Below are 18,690 nucleotides of genomic sequence, written 5' to 3'. Positions count from 1 at the left end.
ACATACTAAAAATCCGGACTAGCGATAAAGCCTCCTACTAGGGATTTTATCACCAGTCCAGACGATGTTCTAGCGACAAGCGGATCATTGGTGCAACGCAACAGAGTGACCCAACATAAAATGCAATTATTTGACTTCGCTAGCCGGAAACTGTGCAACTCTACCTGTTTTTACAGCGACAACCACATCATAAGTTGCACAATAGGAAAAGGTAGTATTGTTTGCCTTGTTGTAGAGATTGACAACCATTCCTGCACCTCCAGGCTGCACTCCCAGGGGTTCTAGATCGCCAAAAAAGTATCGTCTCAGTTCATCGCCACCCCCAAACTGCCCTTTATGCTGGGTCACCCTAGCAATTTTTTGTTGAGCAGTTAACCCAGTACTATCTTTCATTTCTGCGGCAGATGCTTGTACCAATTGAGGACTCAATGTTTTTAGCGGAGCATCCCATAGCGTAACCATACTCATCAAGGTTGCTGTTGTTAACAAAGCGGGAAATTTCATCTTGGTCATTTTGGTGAGTTCCTTATACGTCCACTCAACCTCAGCATAAGTAGCAATCCTGAGTAGAAGCTGAGATTTGCTTAAAAACTCTCTGAGTTTTTCTGTAGAAAAGATTCAACGTTTTTTCTAAGTCCTCAGTCAATTCTCATGGTCTTATCAGACCTCATTCAGGTAGATTTGTCATGCTGATCTGATATCAACCCGTTGAGGATGTCACACAATGAAACGTTTTCTACAAATATCATTCCTGCTGATGCTGTTCTCTAGTTTCTCAGGAGCAAGCGCGATCGCTCAAACTAAGGAAGCGATGAACATGACAATCGCTCAAGAAGTCATTAGACTTACACCCGCCGATCTTGCTACCTTTGCTTATCGAGGATATTTCAAAAGTCAGGGAATCAGTGGTTATGGGGGACTGATTCAAGATCACTCTTCAGGGAAGGTCTCAAACAAAGATATCGTACAAGCTGCGATCGCAATGCATCTACTCCCCGATTCCACGTTAAACAATCGTGGCTACTTGAATGCTTTGGATAATCAACTGCGAGAAATCAATCTGCATTGAGAATGAGTTAGGATGATTTTCAATCTCTCAGCCAACTTTAAGCTGACTCTCAGACTCTCTAAAGCTTCGTACTTCATCCTAGGAAAATGCAATCTTATTACTCTACAGTCCGTTGCATTCAGCCATCCTTTGTATCTGGGAGAATCCTATGAAACGGTTTGCCTTAGTTAGCTTCTCTACGATCGCGTTAACCATTGCAGCAAGCCTTCCTGCTACTGCAACGGCTCCTGTAATTTTGCCTCAGTCTGCGATGTCATTTAGCTTCAATGCTCCTTTTGTTAGTAGCTCTGGGCTTCAGGGTGAACATCACCTGATTCGTGTTATGGTACTTGGAATGTCTCTCGAAGATTTGATGGTGCTGATTCCTCCACAAATGGCAAAATTCAGTAGCATCATTGTCAAAGACGAATCAGGTAAAACGATCCCTGCAAAGATCAGCCGGGCTGAAAGCAGAGTGGCAGTCGTCTTCGATCAACCTGTGGCTCCAGGGCGTACGATCGAGCTTGATTTTACCAATGGAGATACTGCAATGGAACAAGGCGAAATCTTGCTCTACCGTATCACAGCGAAACAGGCTGGCATTAATACGGAAATTCCAATTGGCACAGCCCGAATTCAAGTTCCAAGCCATCAATAATTGAGTTGTTTCCACGTTTGCACCAATATTGGACAAAGCCCTAGACTTATGGCTTTGTCCATTTTTTGAAAATTAGTTCGACACTTTCCGCGGCTCTTTGTATGACTACAACTTTTGTATGATTACAACTTTTCAAGAGCCTGGGCAAGACTTCTGTCATTAGATCTCACTCACCCAGTCTCACACTTAGAATCGTATAGATGATGAGCTAAGCTCATCCATCCTCCCAAAACGTTAGCTCTATCCATTAGAAAAATTACAATATCACTACATTCTAGATGTTTTCAGGAAATTCTCAGGAAACACTCATTTTTGCGCTGCATACTCTGACATATCGCAATCTAAGAGTGAAGTAGAAAGATGAAGCAGTATGCTCGATCGATGTTTCTAGGGTTTAATCGGAACAATCTACAACTCCCCCAATCCGCCACTTTGATCATGCTAAGCGTTGTTGCGATCTCAGCACTCATCGTTACTGCTTGGTTTGCTGGGCAGGGGACAATTCCGACGTTATTTGAGCGGCTAAATCAGATTCAGCAGACTCCGCCGGGTTGGTTGATGGTTCCGATGGTAGCTGGCGAGTATCTTTTGGCTTGGGCAGTACTCTTAACGTTCCTAGTCTTCGCGATTACAAAGATTTCGCCACGTCCTCAGCCCTGGTCGAGAGTGCTTGTAGTGGCTGTTTTGGGGATTTTGATGATTCGCTATTTTGTTTGGCGATCGCTGTCTACGCTCAATTTTAGTAATCCGTTGGATGGTGTTTTTAGCCTGGGGTTATTCTTGTTAGAACTCCTTATCCTGAGTGGCAGCATGATTCAGCTTATCCTGTTGCTAAGAGTCAGAGATAGAAAGCCAGAAGCAGATCAACTGTCGATCGCAGTTCTAAACCAGAGCTATGTGCCTCATGTCGATATCTTGATTCCCACTTATAACGAGCCAGCGTTTATCTTGAGACGCACAATCATAGGGTGTCAAGCATTAAAGTATCCTGCTAAAAGTGTGTATTTGCTCGACGATCGTAGACGACCTGCAATCAGAGATCTCTGTCTCGAACTTGGCTGTCACTACCTCACTCGACCAGATAATCGGCATGCAAAAGCAGGGAACCTAAATCATGCCATTCCTCAAACAAGTGGTGAACTGATCGCCGTCTTTGATGCTGATTTTATTCCGACTCAGAACTTTCTCACTCGTACAGTCGGTTTTTTTCAAGATTCAACAGTCGGCCTAGTCCAAACCCCACAGACATTTTACAATGCTGATCCAATCGCTCGAAACCTTGGATTAGAAGATATTCTGACACCAGAAGAGGAAGTCTTTTATCGGCAAATTCAACCTATTCGGGATGCTGCTGGGGGCGTTATCTGTGCTGGAACTTCGTTTGTAGTGCGGCGCTCTGCTTTGATTGAAGCAGGATATTTTTTTACAGGAGCCTTGAGCGAAGACTACTATACCGGAATTCGATTAGCTGCGAAAGGCTATCGATTGATCTATCTCAATGAAAAATTGAGCGCAGGTCTTGCAGCAGAGAGTATTGCAGCCCAAGCACTTCAGAGATTACGGTGGGCACGAGGGACGCTGCAAGCTTTTTTTGTCGATGCAAATCCACTCACAATTAAAGGATTGCGTCCGATGCAACGGCTTGCTCATTTAGAGGGAATTTTGCATTGGTTTACCAGTCTTTCGCGCGTTGGATTTCTCTTGTTTCCCATTGCTTATGCGTTTTTGCACATCATTCCAGTCAGAGCGACAAATGCTGAAATTTTGTATTACTTTCTGCCGTTTTACCTCGTTCAGATCACAACTTTCTCTTGGCTCAATCATCGATCTCGGTCTGCTTTTCTAGCAGATCTTTATGCTTTGGTACTCGCGTTTCCACTGGCTTTGACTGTGATTCAAGTGATGCTTAATCCTTTTGGGCAAGAATTTCGGGTGACTCCTAAAGGAACGAGTCGCGATCGCTTTCAGTTTAACTGGAGATTGGCTGCACCTTTGATCATCTTTTTCATCGCAACTGCAATGAGTTTGTGGATGAACTTAGGCTATGCGATTCTAATGGGAGCATGGCAGCCGATGACAGACGATATTGCGAATCAGATGAAAGGGGTCGATCTCGGTTGGATCTGGAGCGTTTTTAATCTACTCACGCTCAGCATTGCATTGCTGATTCTAATTGATGTGCCTCGACCTCACGCTTATGATGAGTTCGATCTGCGTCGTACTCTCAAGGTACAGATTGGGGATCAAGTCAGATGGGGCTTTACGACAGGAATTTCAGAAGTTGGAGCAACGATCGCGATAACTCAACAAATAACTCCAAAAGATTCTCGAATTCAAGTAGACTTTCTAGAAGAGGATCTTACACTGCCAGCACAGGTCACTCAAGTAGAAGATCGCCCTTCAAACAGTGAGTTTCCGCTCTTGCACATTCACTTTGAACCCCTTTCACTTGAACAGGAGCGATGTTTGATCCAAATGCTATATTGTCGTCCTGGACAGTGGCGTAGTCAATGTGCTCCGGGAGAACTGCGATCGCTCTGGCTACTCTTTCAGGTTTTACTGAAACCTCGTGTGATCTTCGATCGAACTGCAAGAGCGAGCATAGTTTCTGTGGCTCAAGTATCGCCTTAGCTATCAACTCAGGTTAATGCTTGAAAATATAGTCCTAATGAACATTTGCCCCAACTTTCAGCCCTGAGCAAGTGACTGTGATTAATGATGGGACTTTAATCACGGGTAAATCCTAATCTTCTCGCAAAGCGTAGCCAACTCCTCGTATCGTATGAATTAAGCGGGGTTCGTGCGATCCTTCTAGCTTCAAGCGCAAATATCGAACATACACCTCAATGATGTTAGAGTCTCCAACAAAATCATATCCCCATACTGTTTCGAGAATTTGATCGCGCGTCAGAACTTGGCGAGGATGCCGCAAAAAGTACTCTAGTAAATCAAACTCTTTTGCGGTTAATTCAATCGATCGTCCTCCCCGATAAACCTCTCGTGTTTTGTGGTTGAGCCTTAACGTTCCAAACTGCAAGACTTCTTCATCCGCCTCTTGATTTCGACGCAAATGAGCGCGAACTCTCGCAATCAATTCCTCAATGCTAAAGGGCTTAACAACATAATCATCTGCTCCAGCATCCAGCCCTGCAACCCGATCACCCACTTCGTCTTTTGCAGTCAAAAAGATGATCGGTGCTTTAAACCCAGTCGATCGCAATCGGCGGCAAAGTTCAATCCCTGATAGACCCGGTAGCATCCAATCGAGCAACGCCAAGTCAGGAGATATTTCACGAGCCAGCATTAATCCATTCATGCCATCGTGGGCAACACTCACCTGATAGCCTTCACTTTCTAACTCCAGGGCAATAAACCGTGCAAGTTGCACCTCGTCTTCGACAATCAGAATGTGGGGAATGCTCATGCTCATCGTCCTAATATCGGTAAGGTCAATGTGAAGGTTGTGCCAACCCCAGGCTCAGAATCGAGAGAAAGCGTGCCTCCCATCTTTTCGATCAAAGTCTTGACGATCGCAAGTCCTAGTCCTGTTCCTCCCGTTGCTCGACTACGCGAGGGATCAATGCGATGAAAAGGTTCAAAAATCATCACTTGATCGGATGGAGGAATCCCTTCACCACGATCGATCACTTGAATCACTGCGAAATTGTCAACTTGCTTGAGTCGAATCAAAATCGGTGAATTGGGATCAGAATATCGAACCGCATTCTGGATGAGATGATCTAGCACCTGCATTAAGTAATCCCGATGCGTCTGCACTCGAATAGGCATCGGAGCGATTTCAGTCTGAATATTCGGATGATCAAACTTTTCTGTCATGCTGGAAATGTCCCGCACAAATTCATTGAGAATGAGTGGTTCTTGAGCAAGAGTACTATCAAAACTTTCCGCTCGTGCGAGACTAATTAAATCCTGTAAAATCAGCGTCATCCGCTCGGCTTCCGAAGTCGCCATTTCAAGACTTTCTTGCTGAGACACGGATAGATTGGGGATTCGTCTGACGGTACGTTGAAGATAACCATAGACCGTACTTAACGGCGATCGCAGTTCATGAGCCACATCGCTGATAAATTGACGCTGCTGCTGTTTGACGGCTGCTCGCTGGCTGAGGAGTTCATCCCATGCCTGTGCTAAAGTCCGAATCTCGCTAGGGGCAGCACGTGCATTAAAGGTCGTTAACTGAGCAACAGTAGTTGTCGTTTGCACCCAATACTGAAATTGCTTCAAGGGACGGAGGAGTAGCCAAATCCCCCCTAGAATCGTGGCAGCCATTGCGCTGATCACAAGCAGACTGAGTGTTGCGAGTTGTTCTGTAATCGTTAAAAATTGCGCGATCGTCAGTTGCTCGGAGTGCATCATTAGCACCGTTTGGATGCTCCAATGACTGAACAATTTATAGCTAGCAAGTGCGATCGCGCAAATCACAATCACTACGACCATCAGCCGAACCTGTAATGAGGCGAAATCAAGCCATTTTCGCCTTCTACTCCACCGATTTGAACCTTGACCCAGCGGATTCATCGACTTCACTCATTACCTAGAGAGGATTCATTCCACATTAAGCTGAAATGCTCAAAATGCGGCTAATGATATGAAATTCTTGAGATACGGTTACTCGACAAAACTCAGCGACTTCTTAAGAATTAGATATTATTTTTTATATTTTATCCAGTTCTTACGTGTCTCTCATCTTGAATTAAGCAATTCTAGCAATAGTAGTTAAATTGCTTACTTAAGCTAATTCGTTCTGTTTTTCAATTCTATGATTTTTTTGGATGTCGAAGAGCTTTTGTCTCATTTTCGCTCGATTGTAACCTATCAGGACTTAGCACTAGGAGACTATCTCTTCTACCAAAATGATCCCGCTCACTCCATCTTTGCTCTACAGTCAGGCACCATTCGACTGCTCCATTACACGAATGAAGGTCAAGAAATCGACCATTATCGAGTTCATGCTGGAGAAATCTTTGCAGAAATTGCTCTGTTTAAGGAATCTTATGTATGCACTGCGATCGTAGAAGAACCAGCACGAGTCGCCCGATTTCCCAAATCGGAGTTTTGGCCAGCACTGCAACAAGATCCTGCACTGTCTAGTGCATTTATGGAACTTCTCGCACATCGATTACACCAAACCAAGATCATGTTAGAAATTCGTGGGATTCGGTCTACGCGCGAACGAATTTTACACTATCTTCGCTACATGACGGATTCAGGTAAAGAAATCATGCAGTTTCATCGATCGATGAGGGTAATTGCACAAGATTTAGGTGTGAGTCCTGAAAGCTTATCTCGCACCCTAAAACAACTCCAGAAAGAGGGGATCATTACTCGAACAAAACGCATGATTCAACTCAACAAGTGAGCGCAGATACTAACGCTTCGCGAAGGAGAAATTCTTAAGACAACCTAAAAATTTCTCAAGCTTGATTTCAATCAAAGACGTAGGCATAGGCTTTGTTCTACGCTCATTAACATCATTTTTCTGGTGTGGAGACGCGCTTATGAATTTACAGAACAGCCAATCAGTTGAACAACAGCGGTATGTTCTGGAATCTTTAGCGGAATTGAACGATCAAGCTTATATCTTAAGTCGCTACTTGCATGGAATTACCTGTGAAGTTTGTCAATTGTTGAACTCAAACTGGACAATTATAACTATCTGCGAGGAAGGAGATTGGCAAATTCTTGCCAGTCACCCGCTTCTCCATGAAGCAGGCCCTGAATCTTCTTTTCATACAGAACTTTCGGCAATTCTACTTCAGCATGGATTGCTTCAGCACATTGATGATGTAGAACACCACCTCGACCATCAAGAGCAACTCGGCAGCTACACTTATTCTCTGGGAGTACCACTGCGAACTATCTATGGCAGAGTCATCGGAACGCTTTACGCATTTCATCAGCATCCTTGTCAACACAGTTCAGAAAAGATCTCGATCGTTCAATCGCTTGCAGAACGCGCAGCAATGGCGATCGAGAACTATCAACTCTATCAGCAGAAACGATTGAGCGATCAACGTTTAGAGCAGGAAATTGCGACTGGGCTGAGAGAACTACAAGCAATCCAATCAAAATTGGCAACACAGGAACGCCTAGCTGAGATTGGAGAATTCACAGCCTTAATTATTCATGAGATTCGCAATCCTCTCACCACGATCGAGATGGGGTTGAACTATGCCAAAAAACGATTGCTTAACACCTCTGATCAAAAACGATTAGCCTTAGCTCTCAATGAATCTCAACGTCTGAAGCAGTTACTCACTGAAATCTTGCTCTACACAAAGCCGCAGGTCTTGAAGCGCTCCAGGTTGAATCTTGGCGACTTTTTGAGCGAGCTGCTCATACAACTTAAGGACATGCCCGAAGCAACTGATCGTCAGATAGAATTAACCTTCACACAACCGGACATTCACATTTCCGCCGATCGAGATAAGCTCAAGCAGGTCTTTATCAATCTAGTTCGGAATGCTTTTGAAGCAATCTCGCCTGGAGAAAAGATCAGGTGTGAGATTAGCTCCCTCCATGCAGAGCGAGTTTGCATCCATATTCATAACAATGGAGAACCCATTCCGCCAGAAATCTTACCTCACCTAACAACACCTTTCTGTTCTACGAAGCCTTCTGGAACAGGATTAGGACTCGCGATCGTAAAGCGAATTATCACCGCACATGATGGAGAATTGACCATTCATTCTTCTGCAGCAGGCACAACTGTAAGCGTTCAATTGTCAATCGTGCCTTAAATGAACCTCATCAAGTTCAATCTCCTTCTGCAATGATTTGAGGCTAAAAGTAACGTGCGATTTAACAGCAATCTCTAGTTTCTCGCTCTTGGCTCAAGCATTGCTTTTGTTTTTTGAGACAAATGACCACAGTTCATCAGCACTGACCTCGCTTGTTTCGACCGCTTGAACTTCCGCATTATGTACCAGTTGCGCTCTCTGACTCGCTGCTCGAACAATGCTGACGACTGTGTTGTAAGCGAGTCCAGTGATCCGACTCACCCCGTGTAGACTGCTGCCTTCACTGTGCGCTTGCAGCACTTGTTGAATTTGCTCAGGACTGATATGGCGGCGATAGTAGAGACTATCAAGGTTTTCTGAAAATGTTTGATTGCAAGTCGGGCAGAGGTAGCGTTGATGACCGTTCGGCATCTTGCCATGTTTGTGGGCTTTCGGGTGTCCGCACAGGGGGCATTCCATTGGTAGGCTCCAGAAGAAATCTGCCTCTACTTTATCAGTCCCACATTAATTTGATGCACTACCAAAAATTGCATTGAGAATGTCCCATAAGTCTACTTCTCGCGGTCGTTCGCCAGGTTTTGCATCAGGTAGCAGGTCGCTCAACAATTCATATTGGGCAGGAGTGAGGTTACTGGGATACGATTTACTCATGTAGCTCTCTCGGTGCTGTGCTTTTACGTATTTACAGCTTATGACCAGAGAGCTTTTTTACAGCCTCAATTGTCTTTTAAAACATCCTCTAAGGTTGTCTGGACTAGGTCAGGAGGGGAAGATGCAATCAGTTGCACTCAAGGTCGGTGATCTCGCAAAACAAACTGGGGTCTCGGTACGGACGTTACATTACTATGACGAAATCGGCTTACTTTCGCCCTCTCATCGCACTGAAGCAGGTTATCGACTGTATGACAGAGAAGACATCATTCGCTTGCAACAAATCGTATCGCTGCGGCAAATTGGCTTCTCCCTCGAAGAAATTCGTGAGTGCCTAGAGCAACACAGTTTTTCCTTCGATCACATTATTCAACTCCATACTGCCCGCCTGCGTGAGCAAATTGAACTTTCTCAAAAATTGCTCAATCGACTGGACGCGATCGCTCAAGCGGTGGGTTCGATGCAAACCGTATCTGTGGAAGCAGTCATCCAAACCATTGAGGCAATGAATATGTTGGAACGATATTACACCCCTGAACAATTGAAATCCCTTCGGCAACGTCAGGAATCATTAGGCGAAGAACGGATTCAGCAAGTTCAAGCTGACTGGCAAGATTTATTTGATCAAGTCCAAGTAGAGATGGCGAAAGGGACTGATCTAACCGCCGCACCCGTTAAAGCTCTAGCGCGACGATCAATTGAATTAATCCAAGCGTTTACAGGAGGCGATCCTGGAGTTGAACAAGCCTTAAACCGGATGTGGCAACAGGAGCAGCCTGAAGTGGTTAGTCGAGGAATGGTCGATGCAGCGATGATGGAATATTTGGCTAGAGCTAGATCTGCTCTGGAGCAATCCGAGTGATAGAAGTGGGCGGTCTGATTTGCTTGCGATCGCCCACTATAGGGCATTAAGAGCGCTGAGTTCATTTCCTCGCCACAGCCCAACTAAACCAGCAACGGGAAAAAACAGGTGGGTAATGAGGCTCAGTCCAATGGCAAAAGACATATTATGCCTCTGTTGAGATTTATCTTTTACTTTGCTCAAGCACAAGATTAAGAGCGATCGCAACAGCTAAACCAATGCCGATTCCAAAAACAAGATTTTCTACGATTAATCCAATTGCAACTCCAATCGATAAACCCAAAGCAATACTCGCACCCATGCTACGTTGTGAATTTCCCATCACTGATTCCTCCGCATTTGAGGTTGTCGATTAATTGTGGTCCTGAAGTTCAAATCCTGGTAGTGATCGCTTGAGTCTTAAAAATTGCTGCTTTATCGATCGTATCGAACTCGTCGGAAACTGCGTGAGAATGGATAAAGTTTCTGGCAAACTCATGCCCTGCTTGCTGACATCGGTGTTACCACATTTGTCTCTTTCAAAACATCAGTTAGATTGAGACGACAGCAGCCCTTGATGAATGATCTGCTTACAGATTGGCAAAATTCCTCCTGTTAGAGAGATGTTGACATAGGCATCGGCTTATAAGTTGGTTTCTTTAGTTAAAGCCATCTGACACAACAGTTCAAACGCCTCACTGGGATAATCTCCAAGTAGGTTCGCTAATGGCTTAAGAATCTGACAAACTATATCTCATCATTCAAGGCTTTAATGCAACCATTGGAAAACCTTCAAAAAATTCGTCCAGAAGCTTAATTTTCTGGATTTTGTCAAGCGATATACTTTGGGAGGTGGCTGACAGTCCTTCGTCGGAGGAGCATTTAATGATCCATCTTGAGCAATTAACAGCCACATTGATGCAGGGGGTGATCGAATATGCAGGAGCCGAAAGGGGCGCTCTGATTCTCTTGGAAGAGGATCAACTCATTGTAGTCGCTCAATGCAGCGGAAATAGACAGTGTGACCTGGAAAAGCTTGCTGTTGCTGATTGTGCAACGATTCCTATCTCCGTCATTCACTCGGTAGAACGCACTCAAGAAACTTTAGTGCTTGATGATGCAGTCACCGAATTGTCTTTTTCAACTGCTCCTTACATCCAACACCACCAGACGCGATCTCTCCTGTGTATGCCAATTCTTCAGCAACGTCAGCTGATCGGCATCCTTTATCTAGAGAACAATCTCAGTACCGGAGTGTTTACCCGCGATCGCTTACAAATCCTTGAACTGTTGATAGCTCAAGCAACAATTTCACTAGAAAATACTCGGCGGTATGAACGGTTAGCAAACTATGCCGAAACACTGGAAAGGAAACTAGAAGAACAAACTCAAGCTCTACAGCAGGAGATCATCGATCGCGAACGAACAGAAGACGCATTACGACAAAGTGAAGCAAATTATCGCAACCTGCTACAAACCGCGAATTCGGTCATCATTCGCTATGATCCGCAAGGACGGATTCGCTACATCAATGATTATGGGATAAAACTTCTGGGCTATGAAGAACATCAGATTTTAGGGCGAACCTTATTTGAAACCATCATTCCAGACATCGAAATCTCTGGACGCGATGTTAAACCCTTTGTCCATGATTTACTTCGCAATCCCAAATCGTACCCGCAAGGCGAGGGTGAAAACCTGTGTCGAGACGGTCGGCGCATTTGGATGGTCTGGTCGAATCAAGCTATTTTTAATGACCAGGGAGATGTCGTTGAAATCTTATCGGTGGGCAATGACACCACTCAGCGTAGACAAGCAGAAGAGGCATTACAACGCAGTGAAGCCAAGTTCCGCAACATCTTTGCAAACTCGCAGGTTGGTATCTACCGTACTCGTATCGGTGATGGATTAATTCTCGATGCTAATCAACGCTTTGCCGATCTGTTTGGCTTTGATTCACCCCAGGAGATGATTGGGATTGAACACACTACAGGCTACTGGGTCAATCTCAGAGATCGCCAACAAGGTATCGAGGTGATGAAGCGGGATGGGGAAGTGCGAAGCTATGAAGCACAGATGCGAAAACGAGATGGGACAGTCTTTTGGGGGCTTTTCTCTTCTTATCTGAATACAGGGGATGACTACATCGAAGGAGTGATTGCGGATATTAGCGATCGTAAACAGGCAGAAGTCGCGTTGCAAGCCTCTGAAGCAGAACTGCGATCGCTCTTTTCAGCCATTCCCGATCCAATGTGTATCTTCAATGGTGAGGGGCAATTGATCTGTGCAATCAAAGGGAATCCGTCCTATGGAGAGTTATATCGGGAGGAGTATATTGGTAAGACACTGCATCGACTCTATGACAGGGAACAAGCCGATGAATTCCTGAGTTATATTCAGCAGGTGTTGAGAACTCAACAAGTACTTACAGTTGAATACAGTCAGTGGATAGCTGGACGAGAAATCTGGTTTTCGGCTCGCATTTCCCCGATTCGGCATGAGCAGGTGATTTGGTTGGCGCGAGATATTACGCCGCAAAAGCAAGCAGAAGCCGCATCGATTCTGGAAGAACGCAACCGTATGGCACGCGAGATTCACGACACCCTTGCTCAGTCGTTTACAGGCATTCTGGCTCAAGTCGGAGCGGCAAACCAGGTGCTAACGGATGATGTAGAAGCAACCCAGGCGCACCTAGACCTGATCAAAGAATTGGCGCGAACTGGACTGACTGAAGCGCGGCGATCGGTCGTTGCACTCCGTCCTCAGCTTTTAGAAGAAGGCAGTCTACAGAACGCTCTACATCGTCTCGTAACTCAAATCAGAGCGGCTGCAAACGATACCACTTTGTATTATGAAGTCAAGGGGACAGCGTATACTCTATCAACTGAAGTAGAGAGTAACCTACTGCGAATTGGGCAGGAAGCATTAACCAATGCGATCAAGCACGCCAACGCTGACGAAATCCGAGTGGAGCTAGTCTACGATCGCGATCAATTTTGCTTGCGCGTGAAAGACAATGGGCAGGGCTTTGGAGTCGGTAGCATTCCCTCCTCTAAGGGGTTTGGCTTACTCGGCATGAGCGAACGGGCAGAGCGCATCGGCGCACAACTCACAATTAGGAGTCAACCTGGACAGGGAACGCAGATGATTGTCACCGTTAATCGGGAGTAGCAACACGATGAATCAAGCCATTCGGGTTCTGATTGCAGACGATCATGCCATTTTTCGGCAAGGATTAGCCACAATTATTAACCGTGATCCAGAGATGAACGTGATTGCCCAAGCGGAAAATGGGGAACAGGCGATCGCGCTATTTGAGGAACATCAACCGGATGTCACGCTGATGGATCTGCGAATGCCAGAAATGGAAGGAGTTGCCGCCATTACTGCAATTTGTGCGATCGCTAAATCCGCTCGGATTATTGTACTGACCACGTATGATAGTGACGAAGATATTTATCGGGGATTGCAGGCAGGAGCCAAAGGGTATCTGTTGAAAGAAACTGAACCGGACGAGCTTCTGAATGCGATTCGCACCGTTCATCGGGGTCAGCAGTATATTCTGCCTGATGTGGGCGCAAAGTTAGCACAACGCCTCAGCAATCCAGAACTGAGTGAAAGAGAGCTAGAAGTACTCCGCTTACTGGCTCAGGGAATGAGTAATGCGGATATTGCGACTGCTTTGGGTATTGGTGAAGGTACAGTTAAATCTCATGTCAATCGAATTTTGAATAAGTTAGATGTGAACGATCGCACCCAGGCTGTGATCGTCGCGGTTAAACGCGGCATTGTCAGTTTGTAAGGTGTACTTTCGATCGAGTTCGGATTCTAACTTAAGTTAGAACCAGCCTTCTACTTTGCGATCGCAGGGGCACTCTATCAATTTGTACTGTAAAAAATTCAACCCACTGTAGACGACGGACTGAAGGCAATTTCCTATATTGAATTTATGCAAACAGTTATACAGTCAGAAAATAAATTTATGACCGGAGTGGCAATGCGCTAATTCAACTGACTGATGTAGCCATCTACTACGAGCCGTCGGACTATTCCTATCAAGAAGGGGCGTTTGAATGATTGCAATCGCAACTCTCTCGTTTAGTTCTAGATGAATTTGCTCGCTGCTAGCAGAACCTACGCTAATGTAAGTTCGAGATAATTCCTGAGCGCTCGGCGGTTGGAATTCGCCAAAGCGTATTGAGTGATTTCTTATCCCGAACTCGCCTTAGATAGACTTTGGGAACTATTGAAATAGGAGTATAAAGGTGCCTCAGGCAAACTTTTTGCAACGTTCTTTGGCTTGGTTGATTGATCAAGCGATTCTTATAATTCTCTATTCGCTAGCGATGTTTGCGATTGGATTAGCTGCTGGAGTCTATAACCGGAGTCAGATACAAATTCCCGACTTATTACTGTCTCTGGGCTTGATCGGATTTTTGCTTGTTCTCTGGCTTGGGCATTTTTTGTACTTTGGTTACTTTTGGAGTCGTCGAGAACGATCTATTGGAATGGGAATGATGAATATCCGAGTTGTTAAAGTTAATTACAGTTCTTTGTCTTTTGTAGTAGCGGGTTTGCGCGGTTCGATCGGATACTATCTGAGTAGTCTGATCTTTTGTTTAGGTTACCTCTGGTTCTTTGTCGATGAACAGCAGCAAACTTGGCACGACAAGATTTTTAATACGGTCGTGCTGAAAGGATAAACGTTGAACCAGGAGATAACGGTGAGTATTAAACTCTGACTGCTGACAAAAGTTCCTCGCGTTACGCTAACGCATCAGTCACCGACTCAAAGTGATTCAGCTAATGTTCAAGTTGCGTACGCTAGGCATGTCCTAAATCATCAGGTTTTTCCCAGCTTTTATAGCAAGGTTCCCTGCTTCAATGCTCTGCCCCTGACTATGTTCCTTTTTTGATCGCACAGGCATATAGACAGAAGCCGTTTAAGATCCTCACCTTTCGGCATCCAACTTGGGATTAGTGCCGAGGCGCAACTCCGAAGGAACCGCAGCACACCTCAATCATGAATTCATCATGCAATATCTTTCACAGGACTTAATCCTTCTTGCACTCAATCCCCAAACTGGGAAAACTCGCTTTTCTTGGTACTCTGCACTCGACTATGGCTTGGTCGGTTCTTTATTACTAGACTTAGTACTGCAAGGCAAACTTGAGATCGACAACGATAATCGTGTGATCGGTGCGATTAGCGCTTTGCGCAACCCCGCAGGAATCACAGGCAACACAGGCAATGAATTCTTAGATCAACGCCTCAGTGAGGTTCTAGCATCGTCTCGTCCTCGAACTGCAAGGTTCTGGGTGACTCGCTGGAGACGAAGATACCTGGGCATTCAAACGATTGTGTTGCAGAACTTAGTTGATTTAGGTGTTTTAGAACGACAAGAGCAACGCATTCTTGGACTGTTCCCAACGCAGCGATATTTTCTCACCGATGAATCCATTCAACGCGAGATTGTCCAGCAAGTTCGTGCAGCCGTATTAGAAGGCATTGGACTGAATTCTCGAATGGCAGCATTGATTAGTTTGATGCAAGCCTCTCACCTGACCGATGCGGTGTTCACGCCTGAAGAACGTCCTGAAGCACGATCGCGAATTAAGGCGATCGCAGAAGGGGAGTTGGTCGGCAAAGCAGTTTCAAAAGCAATTTTCACCGTTCAAACAGCCGCGACTCTGGGTGCAGTCAATGTCAGATGAAATCGTTAGGAGTTTTATAGAACGATAGCCCGGGAAAATTTGACAGGAAAGCTTTTCTGTCAGACTTGTCCAGAGTGTTCTGCTTGATGCAAACGTAGAAAAATGAACGACGATAGTAGTTACAGTCCCTTACTTGTCCCTCCTTCAACCCAAGATTGGATGCAAGGTGTGCTGAGTGCAAAGGTTGTGTTGGTGATGTATGGAGACTATCAAGACCCTAAAAGTGCGGACGCTTACAAGCTGATTAAACGGCTCAAACAAGAGCATAGTGCTTCTCTTGGAGAAGATTATTTATGCTTTGTCTTCCGTCATTTTCCGCAAACACAGATTCATCCTCATGCTCAACGAGCCGCCGAAGTTGCTGAAGCCGCCGCTGCCCAGGGACAGTTTTGGTCAATGCACGATACTTTATTTGTTCATCAACAGAAGTTAGAGAACGGCTACCTTCTAGAATACGCCAACGATTTGGAGCTTGATATTCCGCAGTTTCTCAAAGACTTATCTAAACATGTCCATATCGATCGCATCAATGAAGATATCGAAGGTGGAATACACAGTGGAGTAAAAACGGCGCCAGCCCTATTTATCAACAACATTCGCTATACCAGACGCTGGAAAATGACAGAATTGACGACAGCTATGATTGCTGCAAGTCATTAAGGAATACCCTCAAAACAGGTTCGCTTACACGATGCAAATCATTCATAGCGACAAATAGGAGAAAGATGATGCAATTAACCACAATACGACGATTAACTTCTAGAATCACTGCGATATTTGCTAAAACTACTCTATCAATCATCACGGTGACAGGAGTGATTGGGAGTTCACGAACGCACCCAGCGATCGCCACCCCTCCACCGCAACAATCTCCTATTCTCGTTGCAACCGCCTACACGGATCTGTCGTTGCCAACCCTAAGACGGGGCGATCGCGGTAGAGAGGTACAAATGTTGCAGAAAATTCTCTCGGATAATGGTTTTTTGCATGCTGCCGGAGTCAGGTTAGGAACTCCCAATGGTGCTGCTGTTGATGGTGTATTTGGTGCGATTACAGAGTCTGCGGTGAGAGATTTACAACAACGCTACGACATCTCCGTCACAGGACAGGTCAACCCTACGACTTGGGAAGTGCTAGATATGCGGGAGAATCCCTATCGATCACCGCTTCCCTGGAAATCCTAATTAATCATTCAGAAAAACTTCCGAAAAAACTCATAAGGACACTTCTAATGAATAAGATTCTGTCCAGGCTTCAACAATCCCCGCGAGTTATTTCAGCAACAATACTGGTCAGCCTATTGTTGCTGTTCAGTTTCCCATCTCTGGCTCAAATTAGTCCACAGGTGATTCCCAGAATTGAAGTGATTGAAAGTTCTGAAGGAATTCCACCCGCTTACCGTTTAGTCATTAGCCAACCTCAGGACATTGTGTATGCTTTCTGTCCTACAGATTTTGAGCCTGAGTTGAGCTATCTACGAAATGTGAAAGCAATTCAGTGTAAGCGTTCTCCCACGTAACTAGCGGTCAGATCCAGGCACTACATCCACACAAAAGTTAAGGAGACAAAGATGAGATTCAAAGCAACCAAAGGAACGCCGAGAATCGGAACGGAAGTGAAAGACGCGACTTACGTCGAGGCTGCTGGGTGGGGTAAGTATCGGTGGTGGCGGTATGTTCTGGGGCTGATGATTATCCTCTTTGCATGGATGGTCGTCGCCAACCTTGCCAGTGCGATCGTCGCGCTGGCGCTCGGCGGCAAAGAGGGTGCCGCAGCGCTTGGTCGGCTGGATTTCGCGGCGTTTGGTCCTGTGGGGGGCTTCGTCGTGTCCATGGCGGGTTTTCCGGTGTTCCTCGCAGGAATTCTCATCGCCGTCACCCTCATCCACCAGCGCCATCCCCGGACGCTGATCACGGCGCGGAAGAAGATCAGTTGGACTCGCGTCGGTCACGGCTTCGTGGCTGGATTTGTGCCCTGGGTACTGCTCGGCGGGTTGGGGCAGTACCTCCTCTACCCCGATAGCTTCTCTTTCAACTCCGACCTCAAGACGTTCGCGCTCTTTGTACCGATCGCGCTAATCCTCACTGCGATCCAGACGACCACCGAGGAGCTTTTCTTTCGCGGGTACATTGTGCAGGGTGCAAGCCTAATCTGGTCGAACCGTGTGTTTCTGGCGATCGTCTCAGCCGTGATCTTCACCCTGCCGCACGCCACTAACCCAGAGTCACAGGAGGGTGGCTGGATCGGGATGTTCGTCGGAATCTTCGTCGGCACGGGTCTGCTGTATGCGATCGTTTCATTGATCGACGGCACGACCGAGCTTGCGATCGGCGCACACTTTGCCAACAACATCGCGTATTTTCTCTTGTTCAACTGGTCTGGAAGCTTCTTCTCCGCGCCAGCCCTATTCAGCATCAGTGAGTACCACGCAAGATTCTACGACATCACCTCTCTCGTGCTGATTCCCGTCTTCCTGGCGATCTCTTACAAGGTGTTCAAGCGTGACAAGGCAGCCGAACCCGTCGATTCCTGAACCCATCAGCAACTCGATCAAAGGAGTTCATCACCATGTCCAAAGTGTCTTCTAACCACCCACAAAAGACCCCTGCCGCGATCGCACCAAACCGTGCCTCCCGTCCGGGTTGGTCTGAAATCGCCGTCGGTCTTGTCGTCTTCGCGATCGTGGGAATCGGGGTTGGCTCGCAACTCAAGCGGCTCGGTCTTAACCCCGTGGTTTACGGACTGGTCTTCACCGCGCTCTCTGGTATCGCTGGAATTGCCGGATTTGCAGCAGCAGTGCTACTGCGGATTCGTTCCCTGAACGCCTTTGGTTTGCGTCCGGTCTCTAAGCGCTGGTTCCTCATCGCGATCGGAGTCGGACTGGTTGCCTTCGTACTCAAAGGGCTGGCTGTTCTGGGTTGGATTCAGATCACCGGGAACACTAACAGTGTCCAGAGTGTGTACGCAGAGGGCGGTAGCGGCGGAGTACTATCTTTGGTTTTAGCAACATTTTTCC

Annotated in this window: 19 protein-coding genes and 2 pseudogenes; 15 read left to right on the top strand and 6 right to left on the bottom strand. The window is 46.1% G+C overall.

Going from position 1 to position 18,690, the window contains the following annotated elements; genetic code table 11:
• Positions 1-126: 126 nt before the first annotated feature.
• Positions 127-513: a hypothetical protein gene (locus tag J0L70_RS28510; RefSeq protein WP_287456785.1), complete on the bottom strand. Its 387-nt coding sequence runs from the start codon at positions 511-513 to the stop codon at positions 127-129.
• A 211-nt stretch (positions 514-724) separates the two neighbouring features.
• Between J0L70_RS28510 and J0L70_RS28505 the strand changes: the two genes are divergently transcribed.
• The 3 genes from J0L70_RS28505 (at position 725) to J0L70_RS28495 (ending at position 4,337) form a co-directional block, all read left to right on the top strand.
• A complete protein-coding gene (locus J0L70_RS28505) occupies positions 725-1,069 on the top strand; it encodes a hypothetical protein (RefSeq protein WP_190653403.1) in 345 nt (114 codons plus the stop codon).
• A 148-nt stretch (positions 1,070-1,217) separates the two neighbouring features.
• Positions 1,218-1,706, top strand: coding sequence for a hypothetical protein (locus J0L70_RS28500; protein ID WP_268242470.1), 489 nt, complete (start codon positions 1,218-1,220; stop codon positions 1,704-1,706).
• Positions 1,707-2,066: 360 nt separating this feature from the next.
• Positions 2,067-4,337 (top strand): glycosyltransferase, encoded by a 2,271-nt coding sequence (locus J0L70_RS28495; RefSeq protein ID WP_287456784.1) that lies wholly within the window; start codon positions 2,067-2,069, stop codon positions 4,335-4,337.
• Positions 4,338-4,449: 112 nt separating this feature from the next.
• On the opposite strand, the gene J0L70_RS28490 is transcribed toward J0L70_RS28495, so the two are convergent.
• Positions 4,450-5,136 (bottom strand): response regulator transcription factor, encoded by a 687-nt coding sequence (locus tag J0L70_RS28490; RefSeq protein ID WP_353736673.1) that lies wholly within the window; start codon positions 5,134-5,136, stop codon positions 4,450-4,452.
• Positions 5,133-6,164 (bottom strand): sensor histidine kinase, encoded by a 1,032-nt coding sequence (locus J0L70_RS28485; RefSeq protein WP_287456782.1) that lies wholly within the window; start codon positions 6,162-6,164, stop codon positions 5,133-5,135. Before J0L70_RS28485 ends, J0L70_RS28490 begins: the two co-directional genes overlap by 4 nt.
• 322 nt (positions 6,165-6,486) lie before the next feature.
• On the opposite strand from J0L70_RS28485, the gene J0L70_RS28480 reads away from it, so the two are divergent.
• Together J0L70_RS28480 and J0L70_RS28475 are read left to right on the top strand one after the other, a co-directional pair.
• Positions 6,487-7,086 (top strand): Crp/Fnr family transcriptional regulator, encoded by a 600-nt coding sequence (locus J0L70_RS28480; protein ID WP_268242467.1) that lies wholly within the window; start codon positions 6,487-6,489, stop codon positions 7,084-7,086.
• A 139-nt stretch (positions 7,087-7,225) separates the two neighbouring features.
• Positions 7,226-8,467 carry a GAF domain-containing sensor histidine kinase gene (locus J0L70_RS28475; RefSeq protein ID WP_287456781.1) on the top strand — a complete coding sequence of 414 codons (1,242 nt, stop codon included), beginning with the start codon at positions 7,226-7,228 and terminating at the stop codon, positions 8,465-8,467.
• Positions 8,468-8,534: 67 nt separating this feature from the next.
• On the opposite strand, the pseudogene J0L70_RS28470 reads toward J0L70_RS28475, so the two are convergent.
• Together J0L70_RS28470 and J0L70_RS28465 are read right to left on the bottom strand one after the other, a co-directional pair.
• Positions 8,535-8,926: pseudogene (locus J0L70_RS28470) on the bottom strand (IS1/IS1595 family N-terminal zinc-binding domain-containing protein); the annotation flags it as partial.
• A gap of 45 nt (positions 8,927-8,971) precedes the next feature.
• On the bottom strand, positions 8,972-9,118 hold the full coding sequence (locus J0L70_RS28465) for a transposase (protein ID WP_502711035.1): 147 nt from the start codon (positions 9,116-9,118) through the stop codon (positions 8,972-8,974).
• 121 nt (positions 9,119-9,239) lie between these two features.
• Here J0L70_RS28465 and J0L70_RS28460 point away from each other — a divergent pair, with 121 nt between their 5' ends.
• Positions 9,240-9,980 carry a MerR family transcriptional regulator gene (locus J0L70_RS28460; RefSeq protein WP_017285499.1) on the top strand — a complete coding sequence of 247 codons (741 nt, stop codon included), beginning with the start codon at positions 9,240-9,242 and terminating at the stop codon, positions 9,978-9,980.
• 163 nt (positions 9,981-10,143) lie between these two features.
• On the opposite strand, the gene J0L70_RS28455 is transcribed toward J0L70_RS28460, so the two are convergent.
• A complete protein-coding gene (locus J0L70_RS28455) occupies positions 10,144-10,302 on the bottom strand; it encodes a glycine zipper domain-containing protein (protein ID WP_154660816.1) in 159 nt (52 codons plus the stop codon).
• Positions 10,303-10,844: 542 nt separating this feature from the next.
• On the opposite strand from J0L70_RS28455, the gene J0L70_RS28450 reads away from it, so the two are divergent.
• The 9 genes and pseudogenes from J0L70_RS28450 to J0L70_RS28410 all read left to right on the top strand — a co-directional run.
• Positions 10,845-13,130, top strand: coding sequence for a PAS domain S-box protein (locus J0L70_RS28450; protein ID WP_287456780.1), 2,286 nt, complete (start codon positions 10,845-10,847; stop codon positions 13,128-13,130).
• Between the two features lie 7 nt (positions 13,131-13,137).
• Positions 13,138-13,761, top strand: a complete 624-nt coding sequence (locus tag J0L70_RS28445) for a response regulator (protein ID WP_287456778.1) — start codon at positions 13,138-13,140, stop codon at positions 13,759-13,761.
• Positions 13,762-14,224: 463 nt separating this feature from the next.
• Positions 14,225-14,662, top strand: a complete 438-nt coding sequence (locus tag J0L70_RS28440; RefSeq protein WP_287456776.1) for an RDD family protein — start codon at positions 14,225-14,227, stop codon at positions 14,660-14,662.
• Between the two features lie 331 nt (positions 14,663-14,993).
• Positions 14,994-15,674: a GOLPH3/VPS74 family protein gene (locus J0L70_RS28435; protein WP_287456775.1), complete on the top strand. Its 681-nt coding sequence runs from the start codon at positions 14,994-14,996 to the stop codon at positions 15,672-15,674.
• A 102-nt stretch (positions 15,675-15,776) separates the two neighbouring features.
• Positions 15,777-16,334, top strand: a complete 558-nt coding sequence (locus J0L70_RS28430) for a DsbA family protein (protein ID WP_287456773.1) — start codon at positions 15,777-15,779, stop codon at positions 16,332-16,334.
• Positions 16,335-16,402: 68 nt separating this feature from the next.
• Positions 16,403-16,858, top strand: a complete 456-nt coding sequence (locus J0L70_RS28425; RefSeq protein ID WP_287456772.1) for a peptidoglycan-binding domain-containing protein — start codon at positions 16,403-16,405, stop codon at positions 16,856-16,858.
• A 47-nt stretch (positions 16,859-16,905) separates the two neighbouring features.
• The gene (locus J0L70_RS28420) at positions 16,906-17,193 is read left to right on the top strand and encodes a hypothetical protein (protein ID WP_026148303.1); all 288 of its coding nucleotides are present in this window, start codon (positions 16,906-16,908) and stop codon (positions 17,191-17,193) included.
• Between the two features lie 51 nt (positions 17,194-17,244).
• Positions 17,245-18,207 (top strand): CPBP family intramembrane glutamic endopeptidase, encoded by a 963-nt coding sequence (locus J0L70_RS28415; RefSeq protein WP_287456771.1) that lies wholly within the window; start codon positions 17,245-17,247, stop codon positions 18,205-18,207.
• Between the two features lie 35 nt (positions 18,208-18,242).
• A pseudogene (locus J0L70_RS28410) lies at positions 18,243-18,690 on the top strand (CPBP family intramembrane glutamate endopeptidase); the annotation flags it as partial.

Source organism: Leptolyngbya sp. UWPOB_LEPTO1, from assembly GCF_017302695.1.
Classification (GTDB): Bacteria; Cyanobacteriota; Cyanobacteriia; order Leptolyngbyales; family Leptolyngbyaceae; genus Leptolyngbya; species Leptolyngbya boryana.
The sequence above is the reverse complement of the archived record's forward strand: the minus strand, read 5'-3'. Positions and strand labels throughout refer to the sequence as shown.